Source organism: Shewanella sp. BC20 (genome assembly GCF_003129585.1).
Lineage (GTDB): Bacteria > Pseudomonadota > Gammaproteobacteria > Enterobacterales > Shewanellaceae > Shewanella > Shewanella seohaensis.
In genome coordinates this window covers 274,455-288,250 of the sequence record NZ_NHRI01000002.1, presented here as the reverse complement: position 1 = coordinate 288,250, position 13,796 = coordinate 274,455, and the positions used below count along the sequence as shown (strand labels likewise).

The 13,796-nt window shown below is 49.6% G+C and carries 11 protein-coding genes; 1 reads left to right on the top strand and 10 read right to left on the bottom strand.

The window, feature by feature from the left end:
- Positions 1–94 precede the first annotated feature (94 nt).
- Positions 95–622 carry a DUF6942 family protein gene (locus tag CBX96_RS03800; protein WP_109285738.1) on the top strand — a complete coding sequence of 176 codons (528 nt, stop codon included), beginning with the start codon at positions 95–97 and terminating at the stop codon, positions 620–622.
- A 178-nt stretch (positions 623–800) separates the two neighbouring features.
- On the opposite strand, the gene nadE is transcribed toward CBX96_RS03800, so the two are convergent.
- The 10 genes from nadE to apt all read right to left on the bottom strand — a co-directional run bounded on the left by nadE (position 801) and on the right by apt (position 13,403).
- A complete protein-coding gene (gene nadE, locus CBX96_RS03795; protein ID WP_109285823.1) occupies positions 801–1,631 on the bottom strand; it encodes an ammonia-dependent NAD(+) synthetase in 831 nt (276 codons plus the stop codon).
- Between the two features lie 209 nt (positions 1,632–1,840).
- The gene (locus CBX96_RS03790; protein WP_109285737.1) at positions 1,841–3,145 is read right to left on the bottom strand and encodes an inosine/guanosine kinase; all 1,305 of its coding nucleotides are present in this window, start codon (positions 3,143–3,145) and stop codon (positions 1,841–1,843) included.
- Between the two features lie 190 nt (positions 3,146–3,335).
- The gene (hemH, locus tag CBX96_RS03785; protein ID WP_181382130.1) at positions 3,336–4,382 is read right to left on the bottom strand and encodes a ferrochelatase; all 1,047 of its coding nucleotides are present in this window, start codon (positions 4,380–4,382) and stop codon (positions 3,336–3,338) included.
- Between the two features lie 79 nt (positions 4,383–4,461).
- Entirely contained in the window at positions 4,462–5,106 is a 645-nt protein-coding gene (gene adk / locus CBX96_RS03780) for an adenylate kinase (protein ID WP_011623010.1), read from the bottom strand.
- Between the two features lie 141 nt (positions 5,107–5,247).
- Entirely contained in the window at positions 5,248–6,111 is an 864-nt protein-coding gene (locus tag CBX96_RS03775) for a tetratricopeptide repeat protein (RefSeq protein ID WP_109285736.1), read from the bottom strand.
- Between the two features lie 117 nt (positions 6,112–6,228).
- Positions 6,229–8,142 (bottom strand): molecular chaperone HtpG, encoded by a 1,914-nt coding sequence (gene htpG / locus CBX96_RS03770; protein WP_109285735.1) that lies wholly within the window; start codon positions 8,140–8,142, stop codon positions 6,229–6,231.
- Positions 8,143–8,455: 313 nt separating this feature from the next.
- Positions 8,456–9,055 (bottom strand): recombination mediator RecR, encoded by a 600-nt coding sequence (gene recR / locus CBX96_RS03765; protein ID WP_023265729.1) that lies wholly within the window; start codon positions 9,053–9,055, stop codon positions 8,456–8,458.
- A gap of 12 nt (positions 9,056–9,067) precedes the next feature.
- On the bottom strand, positions 9,068–9,397 hold the full coding sequence (locus tag CBX96_RS03760; RefSeq protein WP_109285821.1) for a YbaB/EbfC family nucleoid-associated protein: 330 nt from the start codon (positions 9,395–9,397) through the stop codon (positions 9,068–9,070).
- 169 nt (positions 9,398–9,566) lie between these two features.
- Positions 9,567–12,722 (bottom strand): DNA polymerase III subunit gamma/tau, encoded by a 3,156-nt coding sequence (gene dnaX, locus CBX96_RS03755; RefSeq protein ID WP_109285734.1) that lies wholly within the window; start codon positions 12,720–12,722, stop codon positions 9,567–9,569.
- Positions 12,723–12,851: 129 nt separating this feature from the next.
- Positions 12,852–13,403: an adenine phosphoribosyltransferase gene (gene apt, locus CBX96_RS03750; RefSeq protein WP_011623016.1), complete on the bottom strand. Its 552-nt coding sequence runs from the start codon at positions 13,401–13,403 to the stop codon at positions 12,852–12,854.
- Positions 13,404–13,796: the final 393 nt, after the last annotated feature.

Here is a 13,796-nt window from a genome sequence, read left to right as displayed (position 1 = left end):
ATGTTTAAGATTTGATCTCGCAACCATTTAGTTTCGGCAGTGCGCCTAAGTTAGGGTAAGATCCACCTCACTTTGACTCTCATATTCGACTGTTATGCACATTGGCCCAGCCGCAGCGACCTATGCGTTTTATCTCCCCAATCCCCCACTCTTCCCCGAAGATTGGCATTGGTCGCAGGATAACGCGATAGCAGAGCTCATCGCCTTAAATGGCAATCACTGGCGTAAGATCTTCACAATTATGGCAAAAATTTGCTCCCCCAGTGAGGATTGGCGCAATTATCGCGATAACCAGTTACTCAAACAGCAGCAAATGTTACTGATAGGTGCCAATGCCCTCTCGCCACATGCCAATATTCATATTGTCTGTGGGCAAGCCGCGGCCACGGCATTAGGGATTGCAGCCGATAGCCACATCGCCACTCACGCACTGCAAACAAACACGCAGCGGCTGCAATTGATGCAAGACTCACAGGCAAAACTGCAAGACATCACAGCGATGCTGCAAGCACAATCCACGCACTCAAGTTGTGTACTGCTCACGCCCTATTTAGACTATCGCCAATACTCAAACGCTTTGATTGCACTGACGCGTCACCACCTTCAAGCGAAGCAAAGCTAAAGGAATGCGGCTGAACTCAATGCAACTCTGCTCAATGCAACTCAGTTCAATACGGCTAAGCACTATGTGATTAAGTTCGAATCGAGACACTTGGCGAGATAGCATTAAGCATTCACACATAAAAAAGCACCCAATTAGGGTGCTTTTTCGTTAATTTTCAGACGGTAAGCATCTTAAATTAATCGTAAATAGTGGGGATAGGTTGACGCTTATGCTGCGTGGCCTGGTAGATATTGATAAGCTTTTCTTCCACGGCCTTATCGACAGCTTTCCCTTCAAGGAAATCATCGATTTGCTCGTAAGTCAGCCCGAGCGCCACTTCATCTTCGAGTAGCGGTTGATTGTCTTCCAAATCCGCGGTTGGTGCTTTATAGACTAAGGACTGTGGTGCGCCCAAATACGCCGCTACCTGACGCACTTGGCGTTTGTTGAGGCCAAATAAAGGCGCGAGATCGCAGGCTCCATCACCCCATTTAGTATAAAAACCCGTGATATTCTCGGCGCTATGATCTGTCCCGACTACTAAGCCGCCCACTAAACCGGCTAACTCGTACTGGGCAATCATGCGCATCCGCGCTTTCACATTACCTTTAATAAAATCGACTTTCGCCGCATCCGGTGAGTGCAATCCCGCTTCGACAAAGGCCGTTAAGGTGGCTTGATGCACACCATCAACCCCTTGATGCACATTGATGGTAACTAATTTGGTCGGCTGAATAAATTGGCAAGCTTGCTGAGCTTCGTGCTCATCTTTTTGAATTTGATAGGGTAAGCGCACCGCAATAAACTGATAGCCGCCGTCAGGATGCTCGCTATTGAGGCTATCAACGGCCAACTGGCATAAACGCCCTGCCGTGGACGAATCCACACCACCGCTGATCCCAAGGACCAAGGCTTTGCTGCGGGCTGCTTGCAGTTTAGATTTAATAAACGCCACACGGCGCTGCACTTCGAACTCAGGATCGATTGTCTTGAGTACCTTCATTTCTGTTAAGATCTGCGCTTTCACCGAAAATTCCACCTTAATATTCGCTGTTATTGGGAGCAGTGATTCGGCTAACGTTATCATTTATTCGGGTCTGCCTGTAGCAAAAATTAACATCCACAGGGTTAATTGTTGAGAAAACGTCATTGGCTCAAGTTTTCGTCTCTCTCAAAAACAATAAGGGCAATAACGGTTTGCCGCTATTGCCCTTATTTACTTAAACCTATGTAGGCTTATCTTTCCCAGTAGGATTCTTCTAAGCTGTCTTCACGCTCAGGTAAACCGCGGGAGAGACGCGGACTGTGCTGCGCCAACACCTCGTAAGCCACGCGGTTAGCATACTTACAAATTTGGGAGAATGACGAATAACACAGACCATCACGCTTGTGCTTGCTTGAACCTGGCACATTGGTCTTGTGGAAGGTATTGGCTGCCAAGTCGTGCAACAATGCCGACAACGCGCCATCACCGGCACCGTTGGTGTTACCGATTTTCTCTGGGCCGCCCATGTAAGGCGAAATATGCGCAAACACTTTAATCGGGTTTTCGCAGTCACGCTTAAGCTTTGGACGCGAGAACTCATAACGGTTAAATTCGGGGATAGCACCGGGCAGCAGTGTATGGGTGGTTTCACGCTTTTCGGCATCATCGGTATAACCTGCGGTGTAAAGCCCGATTGGGCCAGCAGTAGTTAACACCATATCACACCACTCGAGGGCTTTTTCGCTGGCAAGCAGCGGATCGCGAAATCCGGTTAAGGCCTCACCTTCATCTTCGTTCATCGCCAAAATGGTCACATGCTCTTGGATAAAGTTTTGCCACCAGACCGGATCTTCTTCGATTAAGAAGCGTGTGCCTAAGGTCAATACCACGGGGACTTCGGCCGCTTTGGCATATTCAATCGCGCACATGGCCGCATCGGTGATCCTGTCGCCACCGCTGGCACGCATTAAATAGGCGGTTAATACCAAGGCAGAGCTGCCCTGCACTACGTCTTTATCAATGTATTCTGGGGTTAACTTGTCCATCGCGCCTTTACTGATCGCAAAGGTACGCTCACCGCAATCCGAAATCAGGGTGAAACAACGGCCGATAGGACCATCGACGGGTTGTAGGAAGTTAAGGTCAACCTTAGAGGAAGTGTTGCAAAGATAACGGTAGGCGTAACTGCCGACTTCGATATTTTGGCTCATCACCCCAAACAACACTGAGCGGTCATCGGCCAAAATAGAATAATTGTGCACTGTGTTACCAATAGTGCCGCCCGCAAACTCATCGCTGATCAAACCGTTTTGTTTCAGCTCGGTATACAGAGCATGCGCTTGCTCGTCATTGATAAGCGTCGAATTGCCCTTAGGTAAACCATAACGGCCGAGCAACTCATCCTCTACCTTGGCTTCAATATCCACTAGGGTTTGATCGATACCGCTGACATAAGTTGCAAAGGGTTGAGGTTGCTGCGTTAATTGCTCAAGCAATGGGTCACGGGTTTTGACCGGAAAATAATGTTTCGATTTGCGCTGACCGGGAAACTTCATAGTGGCTCTCTTTTCCTGGCATCCATGCTAATGGGCATTACAATGAGCCTGCGCTCATCGTGTCCTAAAAATAATGAGTCTAGGCTAGAGAGATAAAAAATCCACTCCCGAGCCACAAAGGGCGCAGATTCTACCATAAAATCAGCATGAAACTAGGCCGTCTTTCGGTTTCAACGGGAGAAATTTACCGTCACTCTACGCGTATCCAAGGTTGAGCTTGTTCTTGCACCAGTTGCCTGAGCAGCTCGATATGGAGCTCATCGTCATTTAAACAGGGAATAAAGTGATAGGCCTCGCCGCCCGCATGCAGGAAAGTCTCTTTACCGCCAATGGAAATTTCTTCTAAGGTTTCAAGGCAATCGGTGGCAAAGGCTGGGCAAATGACATCGACACTTTTCACGCCTTGGCGGGGTAAATCGGCCAGCAGCTCATCGGCATAAGGCGTTAACCACTCTTCTTTACCGAAGCGGGATTGGAAACACACCTGCCATTGTCCGTCGGATAACTCCAGCGCCTGCGCCAATAACTTAGCCGTCGCGCGGCACTGCTCAGGATAGGGATCGCCTTCGGTGGCATAACGCAGCGGAATACCGTGGAAGGATAAAATCAACTTATCGGCCTGCCCATGGGTTTTCCAATGGCGCTTAACCGAATGCGCTAAGGCCGCGATATAGGCGTCATGGTCAAAATACTGTTTGCTGAAACGCAGCTCAGGAATGTCACGCACTTGGGTAAAATACTGCGCCACCGCATCGAACACACTGGCCACGGTCGAGCAAGAATATTGCGGATACAGCGGCAGCACCACGATACGTTCGGCGCCTTGGGCCTTAAGTTTGGCAAAGCCGCTATCAATCGAAGGATTGCCATAGCTCATGCCCAGTTCCACCGGAATGGTTTGATTAAAGGTCGCGCTCAGATCCGTAGCTAACTTTTGCGCCTGCTGCTCGCTTATCACCATCAGCGGTGAGCCCTGCTCCGTCCACACGCTCTGATACAGTTTGGCCACCTTGGCGGGTCGGGTGTTAAGGATTATCCCCTGCAAAATCGGCTGCCACAGCCAAGGGGACAAATCGACGACCCGAGGATCACTTAAAAACTGTTTGAGGAATCGCTTAACCGCTTTGGGAGTGGGTTCATCGGGCGTGCCGAGATTGACCAATAACACGCCAAACGCAGGAGAGGGAGAAGTCAATGTGGTACCTTTTATCAGCCAAATACCTCGGCAGGCTAACATTCAGTTGCCAATAAAAAAAGCCTGCAATAGCAGGCTTTTTCTTAATATGAGAACTTGTTCTCGAATTTAGCAATGATGCTTATTTCAGCACGCTGGCTAATTGTGCACTCACAGCCGCTACCGACTGAGTACCATCAAACTTGTGGTATTGAGTGTTACCCGCCGCAGCCACTTTGCCATAGTATTCAACCAATGGCTTAGTTTGCTCGTGGTAAATGCCTAAACGCTTACGCACTGTGGCTTCTTCGTCATCTGGACGAATCGCTAAGTCTTCGCCAGTTACATCGTCCTTGCCTTCCACTTTAGGTGGATTGAATACTACGTGGTAGACACGGCCAGAACCTGGGTGAACGCGACGACCGCTCATGCGCTTAACAATTTCTTCGTCTGGCACATCGATTTCGATCACGTGATCAATGCTGATACCGTTTGCCGCCATCGCATCCGCTTGTGGGATAGTGCGTGGGAAACCGTCTAACAGGAAACCTTTAACACAGTCGTCCTGTGCGATACGCTCTTTAACCAGTCCAATGATCAGATCATCAGAAACCAGTTGGCCTGCATCCATCACTTTCTTCGCTTCTAAACCCAGCGGAGTACCGGCTTTAACGGCAGCACGTAACATGTCGCCAGTAGAAATTTGTGGGATACCATACTGTTCCATAATGAACTGGGCCTGGGTACCTTTACCGGCACCTGGGGCGCCCAATAGGATAATGCGCATCTCAAGAGTCCTCTTTTTCGCATTGATATTCTTCTTAGGGCGGCGATCTTCGCACATCTGGCCGCCATTGAGAAGGCTTTTAGCTTCGACTTTAGCCTCAGAAACCGCAAATAAATCGCCGTTTTGTGGCAAATTTAATCCTTAATAGAGCAAGGTATAGAGCTTACGGCGATACTGATTCGCCAGACTATTGCCTTGCCCAAGCGCCGTTAAAATCTCCATAAAGACTTGTTTTACTTTGCCATTTTCAGCAGTTAAATCCTTAGATAACACACTGTATAAATGTGCGAGCGCTTCTTCGTCTCTGTGGGCCGAATGCAAGGCCTTACAAAGTTCGAGTAATAACACTAAATTCTGCGGATTATGCTCGAACTTCTGCTGCAAATCACGAATTTCTGGCGTGTCCGCCGCATCTAAAGCAAGGGTTAATTTCGCCTTTAAGCTCTGGTAATAACCATCTTGATCGGCAAGGCCAATCTGCTCGAGTAGCAGCTGCGCTTGGGCGAGTTCACCTTGCATCAAATACACATCGGCAAGCACTAAACTCACCTCGGCCGCCTGATTGGAGGCGCTGTAGGCGTCTTTCAGTAACACGGCCGCCGTGGATAAATCTTCCGCCGATACTTGGCTTAAGGCTAACAGGGCTTTGGCTTGCTCAAGCTGTAATTGCCATAAGGGTGGCAAGTGTTTCTCCAGCATAGCGTTGACCTGCGCCGCCTCTTGCATGCCCGCAAAGCCATCTATTGGCTGGCCCTTATCGAGCACTAAGGTGGTCGGCAGTGCTTGAATGCGGAAATAGTTAGCGATTTCCAGCTCGGTTTCGCAGTTCACTTTCGCCAGCACAAAACGGCCAGCATGTTGCGCGGCCAGTTGCTCGAGTGTTTGCACCATGGCAACACTCTGCGGCTGTGGCTGGGCCCAAAACACCATCACCACCAGTTGCTGCATCGAAGCATCAACCACTTGCTGAATATTGTCTTTCGTTAGATCGAGGATATTGTCCATGGTTTTCCTTACTCCCAATCTGGCACCTCTACGGGGAAATGCCCTAGGATAATGCGACTCGCGGTGCCTAAAACGGAATCGGGGCACTTGTGTCTCGACTCAAGTGCCCCGAATGTCTTACTTCAGGTTCGCCAATAGCATTTGGTTCATCAGCTTAATAAAGGCCGATGGATCCGCTAGGCTGCCCTTCTCCGACAATTGCGCCTGTTGCAATAACAGATTCGACCAATCGGCGAAGGCGGCTTCATCTTGAAGATCGTTTAAGCGCGACACTAATGGGTGCGCGGGGTTGATCTCAAACGTTGGCTTGACCTCTGGCACTGGCTGACCCGCTGCTTGCATCAGTTTGATCATCTGGCTCGACATCTCACCTTCACCCGTCACCACACAGGCTGGGGTATCGGTTAAGCGTGAAGTGACTTTCACATCGGCCACGCTAGCGCCTAATGCCGCTTTAATGCGTTCAACCAAAGGCGCAGACTCTTCGGCGAGTTTCTCCTGCGCTTCCTTCTCGGCCGCATCTTCCAGCTCACCTAATTCCAGCTCGCCACGGGTCACTGAATGCAGTTGCTTCTCTTTGTATTCGGTTAAGTGATTGATTAACCACTCGTCGATACGTTCTGACATCAGCAACACTTCGATGCCTTTCTTACGCAGCAGTTCTAAGTGTGGGCTGTTGGCCGCGGCTTCGTGGCTGTCGGCAACGATATAGTAAATCTTGTTTTGGCCTTCCTTCATGCGGCTTAAGTAGTCATCGAGTGACACAGTTGGGGCCGCGCTGCCAGTATGGGTAGACGCAAAACGCAGTAAGCCGGCAATACGCTCACGGTTTGCAAAGTCTTCCGCTGGGCCTTCCTTCAACACTTGACCAAATTCGGCCCAGAATTGTTGGTATTTTTCCGCATCGTCTTTTGCCAGTTTTTCCAACATACCCAGCACGCGCTTAGTGATACCGGTGCGCATCGCCTTGGTGATGTGGTTGTCCTGCAAAATCTCGCGAGACACGTTTAGCGGCAGATCGTTAGAGTCAATCAAACCCTGCACAAAGCGCAGGTAAGATGGCATAAACTGCTCAGCGTCATCCATAATAAACACGCGCTGAACAAAGAGTTTCAGGCCATGCTTACGGTCGCGGTTCCACAGATCCCACGGTGCTTTTGAAGGGATATACAACAGGTTAGTGTATTCCTGTTTACCTTCTACGCGGTTATGGCTCCACAGCAGTGCATCTGTGTAGTCGTGGGAAATGTGCTTATAAAATTCTTGGTACTCTTCGTCACTGATCTCAGACTTATTGCGCATCCACAGCGCAGTCGCCTTGTTCATGACCTTCCAGTAACCTTCGGTAGCGGGGATTTTTTCACCGTCTGGACCATCGCGCTCAGGGGTGCCTTCCTGCCACATTTCAACGGGTACAGAGATATGATCTGAGTATTTAGTAATGATGGAGCGCAGGCGCCACTCATCGGCAAACTCTTTCTCTTCATCACGCAGGTGCAGGGTAATCTCTGTACCACGGCTCGCCTTAGTGATGGTATCGACGGTGAAACTGCCCTCACCTTCCGATTCCCACAATACGGCTTCATTGGGCTTATGGCCTGCCGCACGGGTGCGTACTGTGACTTTTTTCGCCACGATAAAGGCGGAATAGAAGCCCACACCGAATTGACCTATCAGCTGCGAATCCTTTGAGGCTTCGCCTGAGAGGTTTTTGAAGAATTCGGCGGTGCCCGACTTGGCGATCGTGCCTAAATGCTCAATCACGCCATCGCGGGTCATACCGACACCATTGTCTTCGATGGTCACAGTGCCTTTTTCTTTGTCTGCGCTGATACGCACACGGAGCTCACCGTCACCTTCGTATAGTGCGTCGTTGGTCAACGCAAGGTAACGCAGCTTATCGGCCGCATCAGCAGCGTTGGAGACCAGTTCACGCAAGAAAATTTCTTTGTTGGAATACAAAGAATGGATCATCAAATGCAACAGCTGTTTGACTTCAGTTTGAAAACCATGAGTTTCTTGTTGTGACATGAAATTTTCCTTATTTGTTACGCAATTTGGTTAAAGCAAACGCTTAGTGATTAATAAAATGGGGCTGTAAATCCACTTTTCAAGGGGGGAGATAAAATCACAGATCAAATGGCGAAAAATAAGGCAATCTTGGGCGAAAACACGGCCAATAGCCTAGATATTTGGCAGTTAGTCTTAAACAAGTGAGGCTAACGCGGCGAACAACAACACTAAGAGCATGTGCTTAATACTCTTTATTCACATCATCCTGCGCCCATAAAATAAAAACCCGCGAGCACAGGACTGGCGGGTTTTCTCTTTAGGCCATCACACGCTACAGCGGGATACGCCCATTGAAGGACAGCGCTAAGGTGGTGCTGTCGACATATTCCAGCTCGCCACCCACTGGAACGCCGTGGGCGATACGGCTGATCACCACCTTATGGCGCCGTGCCATATCGGCAATAAAGTGGGCGGTGGCCTCACCTTCTACCGTTGGATTGGTCGCGAGGATCAGCTCGGCAACATCGCCCGAGGCTAAGTGACGCTCTAATAGCGCCAAGCCTAACTCCTCAGGCCCCACCCCATCGAGTGGTGATAAATGGCCCAGCAATACAAAGTAGCGACCGGTAAAATGTCCACCCGCTTCAATGGCTAACACATCGGCCGGCGTTTCGACCACGCAAATCGTCGACGAGGAGCCGCGTTTATGGCTAGCACAAATCGGACAGAGGCTTTCTTCAGTGTAGGTTCGGCAAGACTGACAATGACCGATATCGCTCATGGCACTCGACAGCGCCGAGGCTAATTTAAGCCCAGCTTTTCTATCGCGCTCAAGCAATTGAAACGCCATACGTTGAGCCGATTTAGGCCCAACCCCTGGCAAACAGCGCAGGGACTGAATTAACTCGTCAAGCAGTGGACTAAATTTCATTGTCTATCTCAATTAAAATGGCATTTTCATGCCTGGTGGTAATTGCATACCGCCAGTCACTTCGGCCATTTTGGCTTTTTGGTTTTCTTCGATACGACGCGCGGCATCGTTACACGCTGCTGCAATCAAATCTTCTAACATCTCTTTATCGTCTTCCATCAAGCTTGGATCGATTTCGACTTTACGTACTGTGTGTGAGCCAGTCATGGTCACTTTAACCAGACCCGCACCTGATTCACCGACCATTTCCATGCGGGCAATTTCTTCCTGCATTTTTGCCATTTTTTCTTGCATCATCTGGGCTTGTTTCATCAGATTGCCCATACCGCCTTTTCCAAACATAGTCATTTCTCTTCTATTAGGGTTAGTCGCAAGCTTTTAAGCTGGCTAATCTTACTGAAATAAATGGGATTGGCAATCAATGCCGATATCCCATCGCTAAACTTATGATCTTGATAGCGAGTTTTTAACAAACTCTGCCACTCCATGCAGCAAATGCACTGAGGAAATATTACTCGGGCTCAGGCAGTGCGGGAATAAGTCCGCTACGCTGAGCTAATAATTCTGGCGGATAGAGTAAGGTATCCTGATCCAGCTCGGCGCCAAAACGGTTAATCAGCCATTGCACATTATCGTCCATCATTAGCGATTGACGTGCCTGTTGCAGTAACTCTTGGTGAAAACGTTTGCGCATCTCTAAGGGCGTTTCCCTCGAAGGATCGCTTCCTATGACCACCTCAATCTGCCTCGGGTTCCCCAATGCCGCTGTCAATGCATGCTCGAGCTGCTCAATCGCCACGGGCGCCGCCAAGTGTTTTTGGTCGGGTTTAAGCAGCAATGGCAAGGGGTTAGCCTGCAGCTGACAAATCGAGTTTACCGCCAACTGACGCACACGGCCGCCAATCTCTAGGCTCGCCATGAGCTTATACCAGTGCAAGTCTAAGGGATGACCAGTAATCGATTGCGCCAATGTTAATGCTGTGGATGACGCAGGAGAAACCGTCTCACTTGACTGTGACTGCACCGATGCCGGTTGCTGAGTTAGCTGCTGAGTTAGTGGTTGAGTTTGTGGCTGTATAAGTTCCTGCGCCTGAGGAGGCTGCGTATTTGGCTCAAGGCTTTGCGCAGCTGGCTCGCTTTCTTGTACTGCCACTTGCTCTAACGCTTGCACAACCCGTGTCGCCTCGTTGTCCGTTGGCGATGTTTGAGCGGCAACGGGCGCAGCGCCTAAATCCTCAACAGCTGTTTGCGGCGCGACAGGGGTTTCAGTCTGTAGGTTAACACTTGCAGCGGGCGCATTGGCTTCATCCATCGCCGCGACGGGCGCCTCTTCCCAAGGCGGGCGATCGTTCGGATCAAGCGGCGGAGTTGGCGTAACATTTGACTGTGACTCAAGATGGAGCTCGGCGTCGAAATCATCATCAAAGGGCAGCTCAAACTCGTTATCAGACGCGTTTTTAGCGACTTGCGGCTCAATAGATGCATCAACTGAGGACGTGTTATTTAATGCCGCGTTAGAAACTGGCGCGGTATGCGCACTCTGGCCTGGGGTTTTAAGCTTAACTTCCGCTGCTGGCTTTTTTCCATCACCTTCCTTGGTGCTGAGCGCATCGAGATCGGAGAGTAAGGAGTCGCGTGCCGCTAATACCGCCGATAAAATATCGTCATCCTCGAGGGATACAGTAGCTGTTGAAACTGGAGGAGTTGTTGAAACTGAATTGTCGGCAAAAGACTGCGATTTGGGGTCATTGGCAGACTCATGCACAACATCACTATGGTCGATAGACTGAGCACTGTCGCTCATCAACGAGCTATCTTCCATCCCAGAGAACCCGCCCTGCTCCTCAGCCATAAATTGCGAATAATCATCCTGATAGGCATCGAGCGGCGCGGCGGCATAATTGTATTGTCCGAAATCCTCTGCAGAATATTCATCTGGCGCTAGCGCATCTGCACTCTGATTAACACTCGCTTGAGTATCGTCCTCGACATCATCATAAGATAAGGCAACGGGTTCTGTTAACACCGCAGGAGAAGGCTTATCGCCAGAGCTTTCGGGATCCACCATCGCCGCTTGATTATGCTCAGCATCAAGATTCGATGCAGGCGTAGAAACAGAGCTCAGTTCAGGGCTTGATTCTGAGCTTGCGTCAGTTTTTGAATTAGGGCTTGATTCTGAAATTAAGACGGCCTCAGTACGCGATACCGCCTCGGTACTTGCACCAAAGCCTTGGCTTTGGGCTTGGCTTAAGATCACTTGCTGCTCAGCAATCAAAGCCGCGTTGAGTGTAGACTCTTCATCAAGTGCATCCTCGCCAACTAAAGCATCCTCGGGTACAGCTTGCTCTGCGGCTTCGGCTTGAGAAGCTGAAGATTCATTCGATTCAGCTATAGACTCAGAGATTGCCGCTTGTGGCAGAGCCTGTGAGTCACGCTCAGCGGTTAGCGGAGTTTTTTTTTCAGCCACTCCCTGATTAACTGTCTGTTCTACCACAGGCATATTTGATGCGGGCGTCGCAGACATTGACTGCTGAGCTGGTAAGCTCACCTTAGCAGCGTCTCCAACCTGCCAACGTTTCACGGGCTTTTCGGGAACAAATGCCACTGCCCTTAGTAACGCCATTTCGAGGCCCGATTTAGGATCCGGCGCATGGGGTAAGTCTTTACGACCAGTCAGTAAAATCTGGTAATACAACTGCACTTGTTCCGGCGCTAACTGCTCGGCAAAGGCTTGAATTTGCGCGCTGTAAAGGGATTGCTGCGCCGCGGCAGGAGCAAATTGCGTCAGGGTAATTTGATGCAATAATTCCAGTAAACTGCGCAGCACTTCTTGGGCGTCCGCGCCATAGGCGAGCACCTGTGCGCAGCTTTGCATCAAAACGCCAATATCGGCATCGGTTAAGGCTTTGAGTAAGCGCAGCACATGCTGCTCATCGATGCTACCCAGCATAGATTGCACTTGATTGAGCATTACTGTGCCACCACCGAAGGCAATAGCTTGATCGGTCAAACTTAAGGCATCGCGCATACTGCCATTGGCCGCTTTGGCGAGCAGAGTTAAGGCTTCGTGCTCAAAGGGTAATTGCTCTTGGGTTAAAATATGCTGTAGCTGAGTGCCAATTTCCTGCTGGGTTAAGCTCTTTAAATTAAATTGCAGACAGCGGGATAACACAGTCACCGGCAGCTTTTGCGGATCGGTCGTCGCCAGCAAAAATTTCACATGCTCTGGCGGTTCTTCGAGGGTTTTTAGCAGTGCATTAAAACTGCTGCGGGAGAGCATGTGTACTTCGTCAATCAGGTAGACCTTAAAACGGCCACGGGTCGGACGATATTGCACATTATCTAAGAGTTCACGGGTGTCATCGACCTTAGTGCGCGAGGCGGCATCGACTTCGATCAAGTCAACAAAGCGGCCTTGGGCAATTTCGACACAGCTGCCACACACACCACAGGGGGAAGCCGTTACGCCCTTTTCACAGTTGAGGCCTTTAGCGAAGAGGCGCGCCAAACTGGTCTTGCCCACACCGCGAGTACCCGTAAAAAGATAAGCATGGTGTAAACGTTGTTGCGTTAACGCATTCGTGAGCGCGTGCAACACGTGGCTTTGGCCGACCATCTGTTCGAATGTGGCAGGGCGCCATTTTCTGGCTAACACCTGATATGACATGGAACTCCCCAATGTGCATGACAAGAATGTTGGTACAAAAAAGGGGATCGCGCCCCGAGATAGTTGCAAGATAACATGTCAATTAACGACATGCCATTAAACTATCCCTAGGCGCCTTTGGCTGAAGAATTATTCGCCTTCAAACTCACAAAGTTTAACCAACTCAAGACCTAAGGCCGTTAAGCGGGCTTCGCCACCGAGATCGGGTAATGAAATCACAAAAGCCGCATCTTGCACTTCACCGCCCAGTTGGCGGATAAGTTTGACTGTGGCTTCGATAGTGCCGCCAGTGGCCAGCAAATCGTCAACCACTAATACTTTGTCATTCGCGGTAATCGCATCGGTATGGATTTCAAGGCTATCGTGGCCATATTCCAGCTCATAGCTTTGGCTAATGGTCGCGCGTGGCAACTTACCAGGCTTACGAACAGGCACAAAACCAATGCCTAATTCCAGTGCTAAAGGCGCACCAAATAAGAAACCACGGGCTTCAGTGCCCACAATCTTGGTAAAGCCTTTATTGCGATATTGCTCAACTAATAAATCGATAGTCGCTTTATAGGCCGCGGCATTTTCCAGCAGACTGGTCACATCGCGAAATAGAATCCCTTCCTTAGGATAATTAGGAATCGTTTTAATGCTTTGCTTTATCAAGGATAAGGTTTCTGTATTCATAGCCATTTAATTTAACTTAATCGTTTCGCCACGCGTAACTGCTGGCGGTAAAAACAAAACGTCCACAGCGAGTGTGGACGAGCTTTAATAATTCGCACAAAGCTTATGCCGCTTTGGTTTGAGTTGCAATAAGCAGCGTATTCAAGTGACGAATTGGTTACCAATTTGTGCCTTAGATCAAATGTGCTTCCATAGGGTGTGTTGACGTTTCAGGGTTATTTTTGCAGCTATTTGGCTGGCGTTTATGCAAGGCAAAGTCCGTGCTGTGTAGTTATTCTACATAAACGGACAATAACGCAGCAGAAACGTCAACCAAACGCTGCCCGAAGGGTTCGTCTGGCAAGCATTTGCTCTTACTTTCTGTCATAAGAGCCGCTCGTCATTTGAGTAGAATTACTA

What these genes read in the sequence shown, in the direction of transcription:
- htpG (WP_109285735.1), bottom strand. Translation starts at nt 8,142, where the DNA reads ATGTCACAACAAGAAACTCATGGTTTTCAAACTGAAGTCAAACAGCTG.
- hemH (WP_181382130.1), bottom strand. Translation starts at nt 4,382, where the DNA reads ATGTTAGCCTGCCGAGGTATTTGGCTGATAAAAGGTACCACATTGACT.
- adk (WP_011623010.1), bottom strand. Translation starts at nt 5,106, where the DNA reads ATGCGCATTATCCTATTGGGCGCCCCAGGTGCCGGTAAAGGTACCCAG.
- dnaX (WP_109285734.1), bottom strand. Translation starts at nt 12,722, where the DNA reads ATGTCATATCAGGTGTTAGCCAGAAAATGGCGCCCTGCCACATTCGAA.
- recR (WP_023265729.1), bottom strand. Translation starts at nt 9,055, where the DNA reads ATGAAATTTAGTCCACTGCTTGACGAGTTAATTCAGTCCCTGCGCTGT.
- CBX96_RS03775 (WP_109285736.1), bottom strand. Translation starts at nt 6,111, where the DNA reads ATGGACAATATCCTCGATCTAACGAAAGACAATATTCAGCAAGTGGTT.
- CBX96_RS03800 (WP_109285738.1), top strand. Translation starts at nt 95, where the DNA reads ATGCACATTGGCCCAGCCGCAGCGACCTATGCGTTTTATCTCCCCAAT.
- apt (WP_011623016.1), bottom strand. Translation starts at nt 13,403, where the DNA reads ATGGCTATGAATACAGAAACCTTATCCTTGATAAAGCAAAGCATTAAA.
- CBX96_RS03760 (WP_109285821.1), bottom strand. Translation starts at nt 9,397, where the DNA reads ATGTTTGGAAAAGGCGGTATGGGCAATCTGATGAAACAAGCCCAGATG.
- CBX96_RS03790 (WP_109285737.1), bottom strand. Translation starts at nt 3,145, where the DNA reads ATGAAGTTTCCCGGTCAGCGCAAATCGAAACATTATTTTCCGGTCAAA.